The organism is Nitrobacter sp. MLSD-S21 (assembly GCF_058809865.1).
In genome coordinates, this window is sequence record NZ_JBXASZ010000002.1 from 277,501 (window position 1) to 295,633 (window position 18,133).

14 protein-coding genes, 2 tRNA genes and 2 rRNA genes (1 of these 18 cut by a window edge) are annotated in these 18,133 nt (G+C 59.4%); 7 read left to right on the forward strand and 11 right to left on the reverse strand.

Features of this window, described 5'->3' with window-relative positions; translation table 11 throughout:
* The 4 genes from AC1RT6_RS07070 to AC1RT6_RS07085 form a co-directional block, all read right to left on the reverse strand.
* A 23S ribosomal RNA gene (locus AC1RT6_RS07070) occupies window positions 1-168 on the reverse strand; it reaches 2,652 nt to the left of the window's first position.
* Between the two features lie 415 nt (window positions 169-583).
* Window positions 584-659, reverse strand: a tRNA-Ala gene (locus tag AC1RT6_RS07075).
* Window positions 660-691: 32 nt separating this feature from the next.
* Window positions 692-768: transfer RNA gene (locus tag AC1RT6_RS07080), tRNA-Ile, on the reverse strand.
* Window positions 769-970: 202 nt separating this feature from the next.
* Window positions 971-2,459: ribosomal RNA gene (locus AC1RT6_RS07085) — 16S ribosomal RNA — on the reverse strand.
* Together the 16S and 23S rRNA genes with 2 tRNA genes alongside form the textbook arrangement of a ribosomal RNA operon.
* A gap of 823 nt (window positions 2,460-3,282) precedes the next feature.
* Here AC1RT6_RS07085 and AC1RT6_RS07090 point away from each other — a divergent pair.
* A complete protein-coding gene (locus tag AC1RT6_RS07090; protein ID WP_472791292.1) occupies window positions 3,283-5,328 on the forward strand; it encodes a peptidoglycan DD-metalloendopeptidase family protein in 2,046 nt (681 codons plus the stop codon).
* Between the two features lie 397 nt (window positions 5,329-5,725).
* Window positions 5,726-7,012: a glycerate kinase type-2 family protein gene (locus AC1RT6_RS07095; protein ID WP_079445718.1), complete on the forward strand. Its 1,287-nt coding sequence runs from the start codon at window positions 5,726-5,728 to the stop codon at window positions 7,010-7,012.
* 154 nt (window positions 7,013-7,166) lie between these two features.
* Here AC1RT6_RS07095 and AC1RT6_RS07100 read toward each other — a convergent pair whose 3' ends face one another.
* Window positions 7,167-7,739 (reverse strand): MarR family transcriptional regulator, encoded by a 573-nt coding sequence (locus tag AC1RT6_RS07100; protein ID WP_079445717.1) that lies wholly within the window; start codon window positions 7,737-7,739, stop codon window positions 7,167-7,169.
* A gap of 85 nt (window positions 7,740-7,824) precedes the next feature.
* Here AC1RT6_RS07100 and AC1RT6_RS07105 point away from each other — a divergent pair, with 85 nt between their 5' ends.
* Window positions 7,825-8,568 (forward strand): hypothetical protein, encoded by a 744-nt coding sequence (locus AC1RT6_RS07105; protein ID WP_173815904.1) that lies wholly within the window; start codon window positions 7,825-7,827, stop codon window positions 8,566-8,568.
* Between the two features lie 20 nt (window positions 8,569-8,588).
* On the opposite strand, the gene AC1RT6_RS07110 is transcribed toward AC1RT6_RS07105, so the two are convergent.
* The 4 genes from AC1RT6_RS07110 to AC1RT6_RS07125 form a co-directional block, all read right to left on the reverse strand.
* Window positions 8,589-8,987 (reverse strand): hypothetical protein, encoded by a 399-nt coding sequence (locus AC1RT6_RS07110; RefSeq protein WP_079445716.1) that lies wholly within the window; start codon window positions 8,985-8,987, stop codon window positions 8,589-8,591.
* Between the two features lie 160 nt (window positions 8,988-9,147).
* A complete protein-coding gene (locus AC1RT6_RS07115) occupies window positions 9,148-9,552 on the reverse strand; it encodes a DUF3307 domain-containing protein (RefSeq protein WP_079445715.1) in 405 nt (134 codons plus the stop codon).
* A gap of 130 nt (window positions 9,553-9,682) precedes the next feature.
* Window positions 9,683-10,564 (reverse strand): DUF6537 domain-containing protein, encoded by an 882-nt coding sequence (locus AC1RT6_RS07120; RefSeq protein ID WP_079445714.1) that lies wholly within the window; start codon window positions 10,562-10,564, stop codon window positions 9,683-9,685.
* Window positions 10,561-11,229: a Crp/Fnr family transcriptional regulator gene (locus tag AC1RT6_RS07125; RefSeq protein ID WP_079445713.1), complete on the reverse strand. Its 669-nt coding sequence runs from the start codon at window positions 11,227-11,229 to the stop codon at window positions 10,561-10,563. Before AC1RT6_RS07125 ends, AC1RT6_RS07120 begins: the two co-directional genes overlap by 4 nt.
* A 392-nt stretch (window positions 11,230-11,621) precedes the next feature.
* On the opposite strand from AC1RT6_RS07125, the gene AC1RT6_RS07130 reads away from it, so the two are divergent.
* On the forward strand, window positions 11,622-12,620 hold the full coding sequence (locus AC1RT6_RS07130) for a sensor histidine kinase (protein ID WP_079445712.1): 999 nt from the start codon (window positions 11,622-11,624) through the stop codon (window positions 12,618-12,620).
* A 258-nt stretch (window positions 12,621-12,878) separates the two neighbouring features.
* Window positions 12,879-13,133: a PepSY domain-containing protein gene (locus AC1RT6_RS07135; RefSeq protein WP_079445783.1), complete on the forward strand. Its 255-nt coding sequence runs from the start codon at window positions 12,879-12,881 to the stop codon at window positions 13,131-13,133.
* Window positions 13,134-13,213: 80 nt separating this feature from the next.
* Here AC1RT6_RS07135 and AC1RT6_RS07140 read toward each other — a convergent pair whose 3' ends face one another.
* Window positions 13,214-14,422, reverse strand: a complete 1,209-nt coding sequence (locus AC1RT6_RS07140; protein ID WP_079445782.1) for an NnrS family protein — start codon at window positions 14,420-14,422, stop codon at window positions 13,214-13,216.
* Window positions 14,423-14,582: 160 nt separating this feature from the next.
* Window positions 14,583-14,990: a response regulator gene (locus tag AC1RT6_RS07145; RefSeq protein WP_079445781.1), complete on the reverse strand. Its 408-nt coding sequence runs from the start codon at window positions 14,988-14,990 to the stop codon at window positions 14,583-14,585.
* 168 nt (window positions 14,991-15,158) lie between these two features.
* On the opposite strand from AC1RT6_RS07145, the gene AC1RT6_RS07150 reads away from it, so the two are divergent.
* Together AC1RT6_RS07150 and typA are read left to right on the forward strand one after the other, a co-directional pair.
* A complete protein-coding gene (locus tag AC1RT6_RS07150; protein WP_079445711.1) occupies window positions 15,159-15,926 on the forward strand; it encodes a Crp/Fnr family transcriptional regulator in 768 nt (255 codons plus the stop codon).
* A 277-nt stretch (window positions 15,927-16,203) separates the two neighbouring features.
* Window positions 16,204-18,030 carry a translational GTPase TypA gene (gene typA / locus AC1RT6_RS07155; RefSeq protein ID WP_079445780.1) on the forward strand — a complete coding sequence of 609 codons (1,827 nt, stop codon included), beginning with the start codon at window positions 16,204-16,206 and terminating at the stop codon, window positions 18,028-18,030.
* Window positions 18,031-18,133: the final 103 nt, after the last annotated feature.

Sequence of the window (18,133 nt, forward strand, 5' to 3'; positions counted from 1 at the left end):
TGCGTCATCATGCGCTTAGAGTTTCGGCTATCGAAGGTGGGTTTCCCCATTCGGAAATCCGTGGATCAAAGCTTCTTCGCAGCTCCTCACGGCTTATCGCAGCGTAGTACGTCCTTCATCGCCTCTCAGCGCCAAGGCATCCACCGAACACCCTTAAGGCACTTGATTGCTCTCATTATCAATATCCACACACTCGGCAGAATGTTATCCGCACACCTGCGTCAGGAGCCCGAAAGCCCCCTCAACACGCACCCTCGATGAATGCTGCATGCGGCTGGACATTGATTAGAAAGACCAGCTTGCTTCGTAAGATCGAACCGATAGCGAGGCGGTCAAGCTTCGCTAACAGGATCATTTACAACCCGTTCACCTCGCAACTTGCGTTACGACATGACCGAGCGCCGAAATGACCTGGAGATAGTGAATGGGCGCAGACCGTGCTTTCCAGCACGACCCACGATCCAGACTCGGATCGATCTCCTCTTTACGATGTCAGAAAACCCGCATGTCCATCTATAACAAATGAGACATGCGAAGCGTTGTTTTCGCGGACGATCGAACAATGTCGATCAATCAAACCATCTGGTGGAGCCAGACGGGATCGAACCGACGACCTCATGCTTGCAAAGCACGCGCTCTCCCAGCTGAGCTATGGCCCCGTACCAGAAGACGAATGCTGCACTTGATCAAATGGTGGGCCTGGGAAGACTTGAACTTCCGACCTCACGCTTATCAAGCGCGCGCTCTAACCAACTGAGCTACAAGCCCCTAACGACTAGGGACAGCGCACTCCGCCGGCTTAACCGGATCATGAGCACAAGCGTCGCCCCTGGCGCGTGTTCGTCCGCGAAGAAAGAGAAACGAAGACGGCGAAATCCCGCCAATGCAGCTCAACGATCCTGACGATCATTGGCCACTGATGTTTCTAAAACGGTTCGATAACAGCAAGCTGTTGAAGAACCATCCTTAGAAAGGAGGTGATCCAGCCGCAGGTTCCCCTACGGCTACCTTGTTACGACTTCACCCCAGTCGCTGACCCTACCGTGGTCGGCTGCCTCCCTTGCGGGTTAGCGCACCGCCTTCAGGTAAAACCAACTCCCATGGTGTGACGGGCGGTGTGTACAAGGCCCGGGAACGTATTCACCGTGGCATGCTGATCCACGATTACTAGCGATTCCAACTTCATGGGCTCGGGTTGCAGAGCCCAATCCGAACTGAGACGGTTTTTTGAGATTTGCTAGGGGTTGCCCCTTTGCTTCCCATTGTCACCGCCATTGTAGCACGTGTGTAGCCCAGCCCGTAAGGGCCATGAGGACTTGACGTCATCCCCACCTTCCTCGCGGCTTATCACCGGCAGTCTCCTTAGAGTGCTCAACTAAATGGTAGCAACTAAGGACGGGGGTTGCGCTCGTTGCGGGACTTAACCCAACATCTCACGACACGAGCTGACGACAGCCATGCAGCACCTGTGCTCCATGCTCCGAAGAGAAGGTCACATCTCTGCGACCGGTCATGGACATGTCAAGGGCTGGTAAGGTTCTGCGCGTTGCGTCGAATTAAACCACATGCTCCACCGCTTGTGCGGGCCCCCGTCAATTCCTTTGAGTTTTAATCTTGCGACCGTACTCCCCAGGCGGAATGCTTAAAGCGTTAGCTGCGCCACTAGTGAGTAAACCCACTAACGGCTGGCATTCATCGTTTACGGCGTGGACTACCAGGGTATCTAATCCTGTTTGCTCCCCACGCTTTCGTGCCTCAGCGTCAGTATCGGGCCAGTGAGCCGCCTTCGCCACTGGTGTTCTTGCGAATATCTACGAATTTCACCTCTACACTCGCAGTTCCACTCACCTCTCCCGAACTCAAGATCCTCAGTATCAAAGGCAGTTCTGGAGTTGAGCTCCAGGATTTCACCTCTGACTTAAAGACCCGCCTACGCACCCTTTACGCCCAGTAATTCCGAGCAACGCTAGCCCCCTTCGTATTACCGCGGCTGCTGGCACGAAGTTAGCCGGGGCTTATTCTTGCGGTACCGTCATTATCTTCCCGCACAAAAGAGCTTTACAACCCTAGGGCCTTCATCACTCACGCGGCATGGCTGGATCAGGCTTGCGCCCATTGTCCAATATTCCCCACTGCTGCCTCCCGTAGGAGTTTGGGCCGTGTCTCAGTCCCAATGTGGCTGATCATCCTCTCAGACCAGCTACTGATCGTCGCCTTGGTGAGCCATTACCTCACCAACAAGCTAATCAGACGCGGGCCGATCTTTCGGCGATAAATCTTTCCCCGTAAGGGCTTATCCGGTATTAGCACAAGTTTCCCTGTGTTGTTCCGAACCAAAAGGTACGTTCCCACGCGTTACTCACCCGTCTGCCACTGACGTATTGCTACGCCCGTTCGACTTGCATGTGTTAAGCCTGCCGCCAGCGTTCGCTCTGAGCCAGGATCAAACTCTCAAGTTGGACTTGAAACTTTGAGCCGGCTGATCACAACGTTTGACGAGGTCCCACCATTTTTTGTTAGCCGAAGCTAACAGCCATCCGCGATTCACATCGCTGATGACGATGGTGTAACCTTTAAAACGTGTACCGCCGAAGTCTTTCGTCCGGCCTCAATCCACGAAAGCCGAAGCCTTCATTGATCGAAACCCGCAAGGACTCCGCCGTCCACGTTTCTCTTTCTTCATCTTCACTTGTCAAACAGCCCGGGTCCAAGGACCCATCTTCCATCGCTGGAAGATCCGTGAAGCACTCACCGGACGACAAATAACAACCGATGGCTATCGGCTGTTGATTCACTCAACCTAGTGAGGAGCTTCACCGACACAGCTAAGGGCCTTGGTAAGGCCCAAGGCCGCGCCGCGTTCAGTGGGCGGTTTATAGTCCCACCGTCGGACGCTTGTCAACGCCCATCGTCAACAAATTGTTGCATCGGGTAAAACAACATCGCAGGCCAAAAAGCCCTGCGAAATGCCGTACTTGAGCCACATTCCTGCGACGTTCTCCAGAAATAAGTCTTGAATCGCCGATTGCTAGGGGCAGCGGCCATTTCGTTAAGTCCAGGAATTGGTAGCTTTCAGCAGACGGTGGTCATCCACGGTCGCATCGCCTTGTCCAGGCGACCGCAATGCATCGAGGGCTCAGACGCCGTTGATGTTCGTGACCCAGGCCAACCGGCGGGAGCCTTGAGCATGAAGCACGCGAATCTTTCGTCTCTCGCCCGAGGGCGTCGGACGCCGGGATACGCAAGAGTTTCGCCGGTTGCAGGAATTTGGGGGACGGCGGATTGAACGCAGCACGCAGTGGGGATCGAGGACGCGAGACGCGGATCATTGACCTGGGTCATGAGCCGCCGCTTTCTGCGGACGGATCCGAAGCCGCCGTCATCGACCGCCGCCGCATCTCCGTGCAGTGGTTCAGCGGCACCATTCTTACAGGCCTGTGCGGCGCGGCTCTTATCGGCGGCGCCGTTTTTGCGTCGCTCGATGGTGAAACCACCTTTGCGAGGGTAGCCGAGCGCGTCGAAGGCGGACTTCGCGGCTCGTTCGGAACCGGTGACCATCAGGCCAGCCTTCACAAGAGCGATCGTCTGCCGCCGCCGAGCGAGGCGGCCGCTGCAAGGCAGGTCATTCGCGTCTCGACCGTGACCCGCGCCGGCAACCGCGACGTGATGCGGGTCCGGCCCTTCGTTCGGGTATCCGGCAACCTGTCGATGGCGACCGGCGATCTCAGCGCAAAGATTCCGCCATTCAACGCGCAACGCCTGCTGGCCGACGGTGGTAGCCACGCCCGCACTGCCACAGACGATACAAGCGCCGCGACGGCGGCCGAACCAGACGCCGAAGTTTCCTTCGTGACCCGTGATCTCGCAACGATCCTCCCGAAGGCGACGATCGCGGCAACCATCCCGATCGATGAAGTTTTGATGCGGGTACGCGATGCCTCGAACTGGCGCGGCAACAGCGGTGTGCGGTACACGATGGCGGGGGCTGCGGTAGAGACCGCTGGCCCGACGTCGGGCATCAAAATGGCCTACGCCGCCGAAGGTAGCGTAGACCCCTATGCCGGGTTTGAGGCCCGTATTGTCCCGGAAAACGTCACGCTGCTTTCGAAAACCAGCGAACAACTTACCGGCGGCAATCCACTGGGCGAGCGCGTGCATCTGGTCAGGAGAGGCGACACCATCGCCTCGGTGCTGCGGGACCAGGGCGCAACGCCGGAAGAAGCCCATGCGATCGCAAGCACGCTCGGACCTCGAGGCCGCGACGGCGGACTCAGGGAAGGCCAGAAGTTGCGCGTCCTGATGGCGCCTGCGGCCTCCGACCAGCGACTCGTCCCCTACCGCGTGATCGTGGCGAACGATTCCACCATTGAGGCTGTCGCCGCACTGTCGGATCTCGGCAATTACGTCGCTGTCGACGTCGCCAGCATGAATTCGATCGCCGATGTCGCTGACAGCAGCGACACCGACGATGACCGCGGAGTCCGACTTTATCAAAGCATCTACGAGACCGCGCTGCGGGACAAGGTGCCGCCAGCGATCATCGAGGACATGGTCCGCATCTACTCCTACGACATCGATTTCCAGCGCAAGGTCCAGCCCGGCGATTCATTTGACGTCTTCTACGCCGGCGACGACGAAGGAACACCGACGACCGAGAAAAACGAAGTGCTTTATGCCTCTCTCACCGTGGGTGGTGAGACCAAGAAATACTATCGTTTCCAAACTCCCGACGACGCCGCCGTCGATTTTTATGACGAGACCGGCAAGAGCGCGAAGAAGTTCCTGGTCCGCAAACCGGTCGCCAGCGCGATCATGAGATCAGGATTCGGCGTTCGGCGCCACCCCATCCTCGGCTACGTGAAAATGCACACCGGCGTCGATTGGGCGGCACCTTATGGCACACCAATTTTCGCGACCGGCAACGGCGTCGTCGAAAAAGCAGAATGGGAAGGCGGCTACGGCAAGTATGTCCGTATCAAGCACAACAACGGCTATGAAACCGCGTACGGTCACATGTCGGCCTTCGCCAAGGGCCTCGAACCAGGCAAGCGCGTCCGGCAAGGGCAGGTGATCGGCTTTGTCGGTTCGACCGGCCGCTCCACCGGAGCGCACGTGCACTATGAAATTCTCGTTAACGACCGCTTCGTCGATCCGATGCGCGTCAGGCTTCCGCGGGGGCGATCACTGGACGGCACGATCCTGGCCGGCTTTGAGAAGGAACGCGACCGGCTCGAGGCGATGATGAATAGCCGCGGCGCCGTTGCCAGGGTATCGGATGCCGCAGGCTCACCTGCCCTACCGCTGCCTCGGCAGGTCTCCAACCGCTAGATCTTTTCGCTTCTGACGCGGATTAGACGCGTGGCTTCTATGATTGCGATCTGACGCGTTGTCTTCGCGCGAACCGGCATCCACTTCGCTCGAAACGCCCTAGTCGGAACAAGCCTGGTTGGTTCGCCGAGAGTAAAGGCAGGCAAAAATCTCTCAGCGCGGAGAAAATCCGCAGCTTGATCCAGCATACGATCAGGTAGAGACAATCCAGATTCGAGCATATCGATAATAGCTGCATGGAACGTCCATCCGGTCAGAGTGTGTGCCTTTCTTCCAGACGAACGGCGATGGCTCGAGCCGACATTCCAGGTAAGTTTTTTGAGCAGGGTTGGCTCGGTCCGCTTCCGATGGACATGCGACCTGTTCAACGTCTTGCGCCGTTCGGCAAGATCCGAGCATGACCGACCATCGCAAGCTGCTGCGTGCCCTCTTCGACGCGAGTGTCGCCGCCGCGCATCCTGACAACATTCTCGAGGCACATCTGCCACCCGCGCCGGAAGGCCGCGTGATCTGCCTCGCCGCCGGCAAAGCCGCCGCTGCCATGGCCGCAGTGGTGGAACGACACTATCTCGACGCTGCCGGTCTTGATCCCGCCCGGCTGACCGGCCTCGCCACCACACGTTACGGCCATAGCGTGCCGACGCGTCGAATCAAGGTGATCGAGGCCGGCCATCCCGTGCCCGATGAAGCGGGTTGGCGCAGCGCCGGCGTCAGTCTGACCCTCGCGAGTACCGCGACAGCCGACGATCTGCTGCTGGTATTGCTTTCGGGCGGCGGCTCGGCGAACTGGATTGCGCCTGTGAATGGCGTGTCGTTCGCTCAGAAGCAGCAGCTCAACCATGCCCTGCTCCGCTCCGGCGCCCCGATCGGCGAAGTCAACACGGTGCGCAAGCACTTGTCGCGGATCAAGGGCGGGCGGCTTGCGCGCACGGGCAGGCGCGCCGAGATCGTCACGCTGGCGATATCGGACGTGCCGCGCGATGAGCCGACGGCCATTGCCTCCGGCCCGACGGTGCCGGACCCAACCACGCTGGCTGACGCCCGCGCGTTGGTCGCAAAATACAAAATCGTATGCGACGATGCTGTTGGCCGCGCCCTCAACGATCCCGCCAACGAAAGCTGCAAGCCCGGCGACGCCGCCTTCGCCCGCACCCGTTTCGAGATCGTCGCACGGCCAAGAACTTCGCTCGACGCCGCCGTGAGACTTGCACGCGATGCCGGCTTTGAGGTGCTCGACCTCGGCGCGAATCTCGAAGGAGAAGCTCGCGACGTTGCAGTGGAGCACGCGAAACTAGCGCTGAAGGCGCGAGCCGACGGCCGCAAGCTCGCCATCCTGTCGGGCGGCGAATTCACCGTAACGGTTCGCGGCAACGGGCGCGGCGGCCCCAATCAGGAATATGCGCTGTCGCTTGCATCACAGCTTAAGGACGCGCGGGGCATTTCCGCGCTGGCGGCCGACACCGATGGCGCCGACGGTGGAGCGGGCGATGCCTCCGATCCCGCCGGCGCCGTGATCGATGCCCGCACGTACGGGGCGATGCGCGCGCAGAACCTCGATCCCGCCGTCTATCTCGCCAACAACGACGCCACCGGCTTCTTCGCAGCCAGCGGTGACCTGCTATTCACCGGACCGACGCTCACCAACGTCAACGACATACGGGTGATTCTGGTGGATGCCGTCTGATTGGCGCGCTCTCACTGCGGGAGTAGCTTAACCCGAGCGGGATAAGGAAGGTCCGTAGCGGCTTTCCGTCCGCATCTCACCTCTCAAAATTCTGGAATCTATCACGTGCGTGATTTTGGATCGCTTCGACCCGGAATCATGATCGAGCTGCTGTTCAGGCGGCAGCATCGTGCTCCTGACAGATCGCGCCCCCATCAGAATCGGAGAGCGCTTCATCGAGTAAATTGCAATGATGCGGCGAGGCGCTGCCCGGTTTGGCATTGTGGCGGAAATGCCTGCATGTGCGGCAGACTCCGAAAGCCCGTCCGTCGTTCCTCGCGATCGTTGCCGACAGGATGCCCTGTAACGTCGCGAGCAACTCGCCAGCATCGCCGCCCGTGGCGGCCGTAATGTCGTCCGCCAGCCGCCGCAGCGGATCATCCCTCAATACGGCCTCGCCGCGCCGGGTCAGCGCCAATTCGACCGAGCGGCCGTCGCGCCGGCTGGACTGCCGCGACGCCAACCCCTTCTGCTCCAGCGCAATCAGGGTTTGTGAAATGGTCCCTCGAGTCGAGCCAACGTAACCGGCAAGCGCCGCCGGCGTGCGCGAGAAACGATTAGCCCGTGACAAGTAGCGCAACGCCTCCCACTGCGCAGGATTGAGCTCCGCGATGTTTCCGCCGCTGCGGGTCAGCCGATCCAGGCGGTCAATCAGATAAGCCGCTTCAAGGGCTTTGGATAATAACATAGTAGCGACTCGCTATTTTTAGTTGACACTCCGATCGTCGATCAGACATATAGTATCGACTCGATATTAACAACTGGAGTTCTCTATGTTCGCCTCCATGCCCAAGCTCTCCACGAGAACGTTAGCTTTCATCTTGCTGCAAGGTACGCTGTCAACCTCCGCTTTCGCCCACGATATCCATTCTAAACCAGATGCGGCGGTGCCCCCGGCGTTCGACGTCACCAGCGCCTCCGCCTCGACCGACGGCCGGCTTGCCACCTTCGCCATGGAGGTCAGCGGCGATGCCGGTTCGCTGAAACCGCAAAAGGTCGGAAAGCTCGCCGGCGCCAAAGTCGACGCCTACGTCTGGCCGACCAAGCTCGATCCCGCGACGGTCGGCTTTGCTAAAGGTTCCGGCATCCTGGCGCTCGCCATTACCGCACATCCGGACTTTGACGACACACCGCTGTTCGACGAAAACGGCGATGGCGATCCGACCAATGACGGCGCGGGCTGGCATTCGCACTGGGTAGTACTAGCCAGCGACAAGGGCTGCGCCGGCGGCCTCAAGGTGCTGGACATTTCGCCGGGGCAGGATCTATTGCCGGCCACCGCGCCCGGCCTGCCTCTCGCGTTGGACAGCCCAGGCATGAGCCCCGTTCTCAAAGGACAAACGGTGCGTATTACCGTGCCAGTCAAGGGAGCGGAGAACGTCAACTTTGATGCCGTCGCCGCGCATCTGCAGGTCAACGAAGCCGGAAAGGCCCCGCTTCTTTGCGTCACCGGCACCTACAAGGTCGCTTCCGGCAATCTCACATTGCCGGGCATCATCACCAGGGAAAAGAAATAGGCGTTTGAGCTGCGCGACCGTTATGCCGGTACCAGCGCAGCCTCCTCGTCGTCGGCCAGGTCGTCGAGCGGCACGAACGTGCTGAGCGGCTTTGTTGACAACGTAATGGGCTTGCGCTGGCCGTGCTGCGACGGAGCATGGGGTTGCCGTGCGTTGCGTGACAGCGCGAACAGCGTGGAACCGACGCGGCCACCGACTGCGACCAGATCGCGCTCGGTGCAGCTTGAAGCGATTGACAAAGCCAGTGCGTGCAGATGGCTCCGGTGGTAGCAGAACAGTGCCAGCATCGCTCGTACATCCGGAGCGACGCTGGCAATGAGCTGAGGCAACCCATGCTCGCTGGCGCGATACATGGCGCCCAACAGATCATCCTTGACTGGGCAGATGTCGTTCTCGAAAGCGTCGGCGCTAGAGCACATGCGCAACTCTCCTCAAGTCCTGAGGATGCAACACAATTCCCTAACGAGAAGTTAACCACGCCCGCAAAGTCAGGCCGGGGAGACTTGCATTCCGGTTCCGAATCAAACCGGGCCACGATTCGCGATTCGCAGGTGCCGTCGCCAGATCACGTATTTCAGGTCACGCGTTGAATGCCATGACGATCGCCAGACCGAATCCGGTGAGATGATGCAGTGTCTGATCGACGCCTATCAGCGTCCAGAACCACGGGTGCTGATATGTCACGTCGAAGGCGGAGACACAGATACCCTTGGCGCGATCCACGACGATATGAATCGCGAAATCGATAAAGGCGATGAACCAGAAGCGTGGCGCGATAAGCAGAATCAGCACTAGCGCCAACACGAGATGCACGAGACAGTGCGAGAGCAGCGGCAGCGCCCAGCCGGTCTTTTGATCCTTGCCGACCGCCATCCAGGAATTCTGCAACACGAAATCGGCCAACACATGCTTGATGGTCAGCACGACCATCCAGCCAACAAGCGGACCCACTGCGATCGACGACGACAACGAAGGAAGTATCACGCAGACGCCCCTGCTAATGTCCGGTTTTTGAAGTTCGCATATTCATGAACGAGGCAAGCTGTGCGAGCGTTCTGCGCATCGAGCGGCTCAAGCACCTTCATTATGCCATCTCTGGACCGGGATACACCGCTCAATCGACCCTCCGGGTGTCGGCACCGGCCCGCTCCCTTATCCCCGCGATGACACGCTTCAACGATTCCTGCTGAGGATCACGATCCACGGCCGCCCGCGCCTCGGCTATTGAGACACCCAGATCAGAGCAGCACATCGCACCGTCGAAGGTCGGTTTGACAAGATGGTCGATAATCAGATTCCAGTTACGCAGATTCTGAGCGTAATCATCCCCGTATCCCTGCACCATTTCGGCCGTCGCAACCACCGCGGCGACTGCGGCAGGCTGCTTTGCCAGGCTGCGATCGATCATATGCAGCCAGCGCTCGACCCAAACGCGCTCATTGGCATAACGGAGAGATGACAGCCGCCATCGCCTGAGCGACGTCTTGATTCTGAGGGATCTAACCCCCAATCCACTCGCTGCACTGAACCGCATGGTGACCGGCAGGTGTCGCCACCCGAGGCGGTCAAGCAGCGAGAATACAGGATCGGCTCCCCGTTTTGGGAGCACGGACACCAGCTCATCGAGACGTAGCTTGCGAATATCAGACGGAACATGCAGACCCATTCGGAATTCAGCAAGCTTGAGCTGCGCCATGCGGATAGGATCATCATAAGCCATACGCACGGCCATCAGACGCGCGATATCGGCAAACACTTTATCATCAACATTGCGCCGGCCGATAAACCGCCGAAGCCGGGCGACATACAACTGCGCGTAACCTGCTCCTTGATATTCGACCAGGTGTTTCACGCCATCGACCGCCACACGCCTCGCTTCTTCAGGCATGTCCGCCGGCAGCGTCGGAATGAGATGGTTGTTCTCGCCTGAAACAGTCGCGAACATCGAACGGATGGCGGGAAGAACGTCTGCGGCTTTGCTTCTGCCGAAATTCATGCGAGCTTAGGCGTCATGACCGCGGGCGCCGCATGTTCAGCGAGCCGCTCTTCGAGCCTGCCAATGTTCTGAAACAGCCGCGCGCTGGCCAGCCGCAGGAAATAGAAACCGAATTCCGGATTCTGGACGTAAAGCTCCTCGACTTGGCGATAGCTCACGCTGAGCACCGTACCGCTCTCGATGCACTCCAGCGATTGGGTGCGCTCGTTGTAAGGAGACAGCATGCCGAGCTCACCAACTATTGCGCCAACCGGAAGCTCAATGCCGGACTCCACCAGACGGTAGCGGCCGCTGACGATGTAGAACATCGTCTCCGCCTTTTCGTTCTTATAGAACAGCATTTCTCCGGTCTTGCACTTGCGCTTGGTCATAAAGGGCTTCAGCCAGTCCATCGATAGATCGCTGTTGACGGACTTCTTCACCTCGCGCACGAGCAGAAGCATCTGGTGCAAGCGATAGCCGTTGAGACAGAACAGTCCTGCGTGAAGCCCCAATTGCAGGAAATTGTGGAGCGGAAGCGCAGTGATCATCAGCATGAGATTGGCCAGCATGCCGAAAGCACGGAGCGGGATCATGGTCCGCATGGTGCAGGTGGCGACCACAAAGAACGAAGCGGCCACCCCGCCGACGGTCCCGAAATGTTCGGCTAAATGTGATATGTCCATGGCAATCCAGCCAAAATTCCTGACGTGATGAGAAGCGTAGCGAACTATAGGGAAGACAGCGGAAGTTATACCGAATTCTATCCAATATCCCGGCAAAAAACGCGCGCTGGGGGAGAGCGGCCTTTGTCCATGAGCGTGGAGCTTGATCACCGCCAGGCGTGCTCGCAACTGGCAGGGCTGGACTAGACGCATCCTGTTGCGGACGTTCCGCAGACCGGAAACGGATCACATCAGCTTGTCTCGAAAGCATCGAGCCTCGAGGACGGTTGGGTCAATTCCCTTGCGGAAGAAAGATTGTATGCTAGCCGGCCGTGCCTTTAAGCTAAGCTGCCTGCAGACATCTGCCCCGGCGAATTTCAGCGGTGCCGGCGTGACATTGCAGTGGGGGCCGGATGGCCAAGTGGATCGAGGAATTCCGGCGCGGGTGGCAGGGAATCTCCGAGCCTCCGGCGGTTCTGGGTTTCGGCCTCACGGCCGTCTGCCTGATGCTCGCCACCGCGTTCCGCTTCGGCATCTCGCTGCTGCGAACGGACGTACCTTACAGCATCTATCTTCCCGGCGTTTTTGTCGCAGCCGCGTTCGGCGGAGAGCGAGCCGGAATTGCCGCCGCGATTGGCGGCGCAGCTCTCGGCGTGATGCTGAATTTCGGCGAGGCGCCACAGGTTATGGCCGCGGCAATACTTATGGCGATCTATTTTGTCGTCGCGGCGCTCATCATCCTGGGGGTGCGACGCCATCGTTCTCTCGTCGTCCATCACCGCGAACTCACGACCGAACTCGAAAAGGAACAGCGCTATCGCGAACTCGTGGTGGAAGAACTGCGCCACCGCCTCAAGAACAAACTCGCCACTATTCATGCGGTGAGCAGACAGGCGCTTCACGATTATCCGGCGGCCCGGGCCAAGATCGACGGCTGCTTCGGCGCGCTGGCAACAGCCGATGACCTGATCGCACGCACCGACGAACGTGGCTGCGATATCATCGATCTGCTACGCTCGGAGCTCGGCCCCTACGGCCACGTCCGGTTTACGCTGAACGGCGGTCCCCTCTTTCTGCCGACGAAGCTCGCGGTCAGTTTGGCGCTGATGTTTCATGAACTCGCCACCAACGCCGCCAAATACGGCGCGTTCTCCACGCCCCATGGCCTGCTCCATGTGTCTTGGACTGTAACCAACGGCCTGCTGTCAATCGTCTGGGACGAATCAGGCGGGCCTATGATCACTGCGCAGGGCAAGCCGGGGTTTGGAACGCAGCTCCTGAATGCCGGTCTACGGGCGTTCGACGGGAAAGCGGAGATCGCATTCCTCGGCACAGGGCTGCACTGCATGATGCAATGCCGGATCGATCCGCCACCGGCCGATAAGAAAAGCGGAAGTTTATCCGGGCGGTAATTCTTGCAGCGCGACGGGGTCGGTGGAGCGCAGATGCAGGAGTTGATCGCCACACATCTTCAGCATAGGTATCTCGGCATCCGATCGCGACGACCCGCATGTTGGCTCGCCAAGGTATGGCCAGAAAAACGCCACGGCCGCCCGCCCACTTGCTCAAACTTGCCGCGTGGGGGACGGGAACGCAATGCAGGGCTCTCGGTTCTCATTGATGTTGCACTGCGACGTGCACAGCTTGATGACCTCGACAAGGAGTTTCACATGCGAAAGTACATTCTGTCGATGGCTGCCGCGGTTTCCCTCGGCGCGGCCACTCCGGCGATGGCCTATGACTCCGGTAGTCTTCTCTCGATGCAAGAGGCGCTTGGCGTCGCGTTTGAAGTCGGTATTACCGCTGTCTCTGACGCGGAGTTCGCCGGTCATGAGTGGCAGATCGAAGGCCGCGACGCAGCCGACCGGTATATGGAAGTCGACGTCGATGCCACGACGGGCGCGGTGCTCAACGTCGACCGATAAACACGATTAGATCGGCAAGGCCACGAATGTCCCGAGGTTGTGCACCGCGCCAGCACTCGCCGCCCCGGCGAATAACTTTGTTATTTGCCGGGCTGAACGTCCACGGGCTGCACGCGGGGCGCCACCAAGATCGGTCCGTATCGGAGCGCGAATAGGCCGAAGCTGCCGATCCACAATGCAGCCGAAACCTCGATCAACATCGCTGACGATCCACTATCCCAAGCTGCCACCCGGGCGATGGCGGCGAGTATCACGAGCAGGTAGATCAAGGCGGTGATCCGATCCGATGTGAGGGCGCGTCCGGTGTGGCCGAGTGAAACGCGGGTCATGACACCAAGCGTCATCGTTCCGATGGCGCCGGCGGTCAGCGCGTGGATTGCCGCGGCCTGAGGCACATGATCGGTCAGCATCGAAACGCCCAGCAAAGCCGCCCCGACGATGACCCACAGATATCCGGTGTGAAGAACGGTCAATAGCGGCTCGGCCCTGGCGGCCATGCCGCGCCAGCGGCCGAGCCGCCAAAGATTGAGCGCAGCGCCAAGAAGCAACAGCCACCCGAAAGGCCAGATCTCGGGAAAAATCGCCCATCCGATCATCCCCGCATGGAGTGTTACAAGTGCGAGGCTATCGATGTGTCCGTGTTCGGGCGGAAGGCGGGGCGCATTTTTCTTGACGAGCCAGTTACGCGTGAAGCTAGGGACGATCCGACCGCCGACGACCGAGATCAGGACGATGATCGCGGTCAGCGCCAGGCGCCATCCCAGACCCGCGGGTACCGAAAAACCTGCGAGTTCCAGATACATCAGAAGGTCTGCGACGCCGAGCACGGCAAGTGGGACCGGCATGACCATGTTGCGCCAGTTGCGGCCCACAATGATTTCGCGAGCGACAACCCCGCAAAGCACGAATGGGAAAGCAAGGTCGACTGCCGCAGCCAGCCCGAGCGGGATCGACGTTGAAACGAGACACGTAACGCGACCCGCGAGCCACAACAGCGCCAGTGCGGCGAGCGGCAGACCGCTGATCGGAGCACGGCCGGTCCAGTTCGGAATCGCGGTGAGCAGAAAACCGGCGATCACAGCCAGGACGAACCCGAACAGCATTTCATGGATATGCCATGTGAGGGGATCGAAGCGGCTGGGCAGCGTGAGCCCCATTGCGATCATGGCGATCCATCCGGCAAGCGCCACCGCCGACCAGACGCCAGCCATCAGGAAGAACGGTCTGAAGCCGATCGTCCAGATCGCAAACGGCCTCGCTCTTGCATTCTCCACTTCCGACATGGCCATGCGCCATCCTCCCATGGTTTCGCGCGACCATATCAGCAAGTGCGGCGTTTAGTGCGCGGTCTGGATGGTATCCTCGATGCTAGCGCATGAGATGGGCACAACTTGCACGCTCAGGTTTTGAGTCGGAAAAACCGTAATATCACCGCAGACGATGCTCGGATTAGCCCGGGTTGCAGCTTCGCCAGTTCGACAAAATCGCGAACAATTCATCGCGCGAAAACGGTTTCGAAAGTCTGGGCCGACCCGAGTATTCCGCTGGAAAGGCTTTGTCGCCGCTATAGCCGGTCACGAAAGCAAACGGAATCTTCAACACGGCCAGCCGATTGGCGACTGCAAAACTTTTATCTTCCGAAAGACCCACGTCAAGAAGCACGAAGTCGGGAGCACGTTCTGCGATCATGGCCAGCGCCTGCGCCACATTTGAAGCAGTCCGGGCTGACGTCACGCCAAACTCCGCAATGGTCTGCTCAACGTCGATCGCGATAATGACATCGTCCTCAACGATCAACACGTCGCGAGGGATGCCGGCTGGCTTTGAAGCCGGATCATCGGGAACAACGGTATCCATAACTTCCACGAAGTGTCCGTCCGAACGCCACGGCAACGAACTCGGCTGGAACCCGACCTGATCGGTTCCCGCATGGAACTGACCATAGCGGTAAAGCTTTGTCTGTTCACTTCTGCACATAACTTAATACGCGCTTGCGTTAGGAAGCGCTAAAAAGAAAGGCGCAGCATGGCGGCACAGGACACGAACCAGCAGGACCGACCGTACAACAACCTTCTGCGTCGGCTAAGCGACACCGATTTCACACTGATCAAGTCCAGTCTCGAAACCGTCAGCAGTCAAAACGACGACCTGCTCTATAATCCGGGAGACGATGTCGAAACCGTCCATTTTCCCTGCGGATCCAGTCTCGCGTCCTATCTCGTCCCCAACGAGGATGGCCGCGATGTCGAAACCATTCTGGTCGGACGGGAGGGGGCGGTCGGCGGCATCGTTAGTCACGGCCATCTGCCAGCCTATACACGCATTATGGTCAAGGTCGGCGGGCCATTCGTGCGGTTACGGGTTGCGAAACTGGAAGCCGCAAAAACAAAATCCCCCACTCTGCAAGATCTCTTCGCGCGTTATGCCGACTGCATGCTGGCGCAGGTCTTTCAAGCCACCGCCTGCAACGCCATCCATTCGATCGAGCAGCGCACGGCCAAGTGGATCCTCTCGGCGATGGAGCGTACCGGCAGCGATCTCGTACCACTTACCCACGAGCAGTTATCGACCATGCTGGGTGTCGGGCGCAGCTATACCAGCCGCGTGATCCAGACCTTCAAGATTGAAGGCGTTCTGGCGACCCGGCGAGGCGCCATTCTGGTATGCGACCGGGCAGCCTTGGCTACTCGCGCCTGTCTCTGCAACGACGCCGTAAGGAACCATTTTGAAGAGGTTTTGCGTGGCGTTTACCCGACCGAAGCACCAAAGCGGTTCCCGTCATCTGCAAAATGAGTTCGCCAAACGGCAAACGACGCATTGTTTTTTGAGGATTTCCGGCTATATAGCGTCGCAGCGAAAGCGCCGGAGCCGCAATGTGGCTGTTCGCACCTAGTATTCGGCATTTCAGACAAGAAGTGGCAATGACCTGGCCGGAAGCGACGAATCCCTGACCGCTTTTGCCGCGTGAATCGATCACGCCGCGCCCTTCTCGTGACCTTATCCCCGTAAATAAGACCGCCGCCCAAAACCGGGGCGATGCGCGGTTTTCTTGATGAAGAAGAATCAACCCATGAATCTCCGCAACGTCGCGATTATCGCTCACGTCGACCATGGCAAGACCACTCTCGTGGATCGTCTGCTCCAGCAGTCCGGCACTTACCGCGACAATCAGCGTGTGGTCGAGCGCGCCATGGATTCCAACGACCTGGAACGCGAACGTGGCATCACCATCCTCGCCAAGGCCGCCTCGGTGCAATGGAACGACATCCGCATCAATATCGTAGACACGCCCGGCCACGCGGATTTCGGCGGTGAAGTTGAGCGCATCCTCAACATGGTGGATGGCGCCTTGGTGCTGGTGGATGCGGCCGAGGGTCCTTTGCCGCAGACCAAGTTCGTGGTCTCCAAAGCACTGAAGGTCGGGCTGAAGCCGATCGTCGTCATCAACAAGGTAGATCGCCCGGACGCCCGTCCGACCGAGGTCATCAACGAGGTGTTCGATCTGTTTGCGGCGCTCGAGGCCAGCGACGAGCAGCTCGACTTTCCGATCCTCTACGGCTCGGCAAAGCAGGGCTGGATGGCAGATAGCGCAGAGGGACCCCAGGATGCCGGCATGCAACCGCTGTTCGACTTGATCGTGCGGCATGTCCCACCGCCGCAGGTGGAGGACGGACCTTTCCGCATGATCGGGACGATCATCGAGGCCAATCCCTATCTAGGCCGTGTCATCACCGGCCGAATCTCCTCGGGCATGATCAAGCCGAACCAGAGCATCAAGGTGCTGGCGCGGGACGGGAAACTGATCGAGCAGGGCCGCATCTCGAAAATCCTCGCCTTCCGCGGTCTTGAGCGCACGCCGCTCGAGGAAGCAACGGCTGGTGACATCGTCGCCATCGCAGGATTGACCAAGGGCACGGTAGCCGACACCTTTTGCGATCCCGCTGTCGAGGAGCCGCTTCCCGCGCAGCCGATCGATCCGCCGACTGTCTCCATGACCTTCATGGTCAACAATTCGCCGCTGGCTGGCACCGAGGGCAGCAAGGTGACGAGTCGCATGATCCGGGATCGATTGCTGCGTGAGGCTGAAGGCAATGTCGCACTACGTGTGACGGAGGCTGCGGACAAAGATTCGATGGAGGTATCTGGCCGCGGCGAATTGCAGCTCGCGATCCTGATTGAGACCATGCGGCGCGAGGGATTCGAGCTATCGGTATCGCGGCCGCGCGTGGTGCTGAAAAAGGACGAGGCGAGCGGCGAATGGCAGGAGCCGATCGAGGAGGTCGTGGTCGACGTCGACGAGGAGCATTCCGGCGTCGTGGTGCAGAAGATGAGCGAGCGCAAAGCCGAAATGACGGAGATGAAGCCGTCAGGCGGCAACCGGCTACGGTTGGTTTTCTACGCACCGACGCGCGGCCTGATCGGCTATCAGGGCGAACTTCTCACCGACACCCGCGGGACGGCGATCATGAACCGGCTGTTCCACGGCTACGCGCCCTACAAAGGCGACATTCAAGGCCGCCGCAACGGGGTGCTGATTTCCAACGAACAGGGCGAAGCCGTGGCCTACGCGATGTTCAAGCTGGAGGATCGTGGCCCGATGATGATCGAGCCCGGCTGGAAGGTCTATCGCGGCATGATCGTCGGTGAGCACACTCGCGATAACGACCTCGAGATCAACGTGCTGAAGGGCAAGCAGCTCACCAACATCCGCACCACATCGAAGGATGAGGCGGTGCGGCTGACACCGCCGATTAAGATGACTTTGGAAAAGGCGCTGGCCTATATCGAGGACGACGAACTCGTCGAAGTAACGCCGAAGTCGATACGCCTGCGCAAGAAGCATCTCGATCCCAACGAGCGCAAGCGCGCCGAGAAGACCAAGGAGATGGTGGCGTAAATATCAGGCGCCGAAGTTTCGCTGTCTGCAACGAGTCTGCGGCGACAGCTGCGGAGACACACATCTATCGCATGATTGTCTGCGATCTGCCTCCCGGTGAAAT

Excerpts from the sequence above, each read along its gene's own strand:
- AC1RT6_RS07105 (WP_173815904.1), top strand. The coding sequence starts at position 7,825 with ATGTTCGCCTCCATGCCCAAGCTCTCCACGAGAACGTTAGCTTTCATC.
- AC1RT6_RS07095 (WP_079445718.1), top strand. The coding sequence starts at position 5,726 with ATGACCGACCATCGCAAGCTGCTGCGTGCCCTCTTCGACGCGAGTGTC.
- AC1RT6_RS07120 (WP_079445714.1), bottom strand. The coding sequence starts at position 10,564 with ATGAATTTCGGCAGAAGCAAAGCCGCAGACGTTCTTCCCGCCATCCGT.
- AC1RT6_RS07125 (WP_079445713.1), bottom strand. The coding sequence starts at position 11,229 with ATGGACATATCACATTTAGCCGAACATTTCGGGACCGTCGGCGGGGTG.
- AC1RT6_RS07110 (WP_079445716.1), bottom strand. The coding sequence starts at position 8,987 with ATGTGCTCTAGCGCCGACGCTTTCGAGAACGACATCTGCCCAGTCAAG.
- AC1RT6_RS07100 (WP_079445717.1), bottom strand. The coding sequence starts at position 7,739 with ATGTTATTATCCAAAGCCCTTGAAGCGGCTTATCTGATTGACCGCCTG.
- AC1RT6_RS07150 (WP_079445711.1), top strand. The coding sequence starts at position 15,159 with ATGGCGGCACAGGACACGAACCAGCAGGACCGACCGTACAACAACCTT.
- AC1RT6_RS07135 (WP_079445783.1), top strand. The coding sequence starts at position 12,879 with ATGCGAAAGTACATTCTGTCGATGGCTGCCGCGGTTTCCCTCGGCGCG.
- AC1RT6_RS07145 (WP_079445781.1), bottom strand. The coding sequence starts at position 14,990 with ATGGATACCGTTGTTCCCGATGATCCGGCTTCAAAGCCAGCCGGCATC.
- typA (WP_079445780.1), top strand. The coding sequence starts at position 16,204 with ATGAATCTCCGCAACGTCGCGATTATCGCTCACGTCGACCATGGCAAG.
- AC1RT6_RS07130 (WP_079445712.1), top strand. The coding sequence starts at position 11,622 with ATGGCCAAGTGGATCGAGGAATTCCGGCGCGGGTGGCAGGGAATCTCC.
- AC1RT6_RS07140 (WP_079445782.1), bottom strand. The coding sequence starts at position 14,422 with ATGGCCATGTCGGAAGTGGAGAATGCAAGAGCGAGGCCGTTTGCGATC.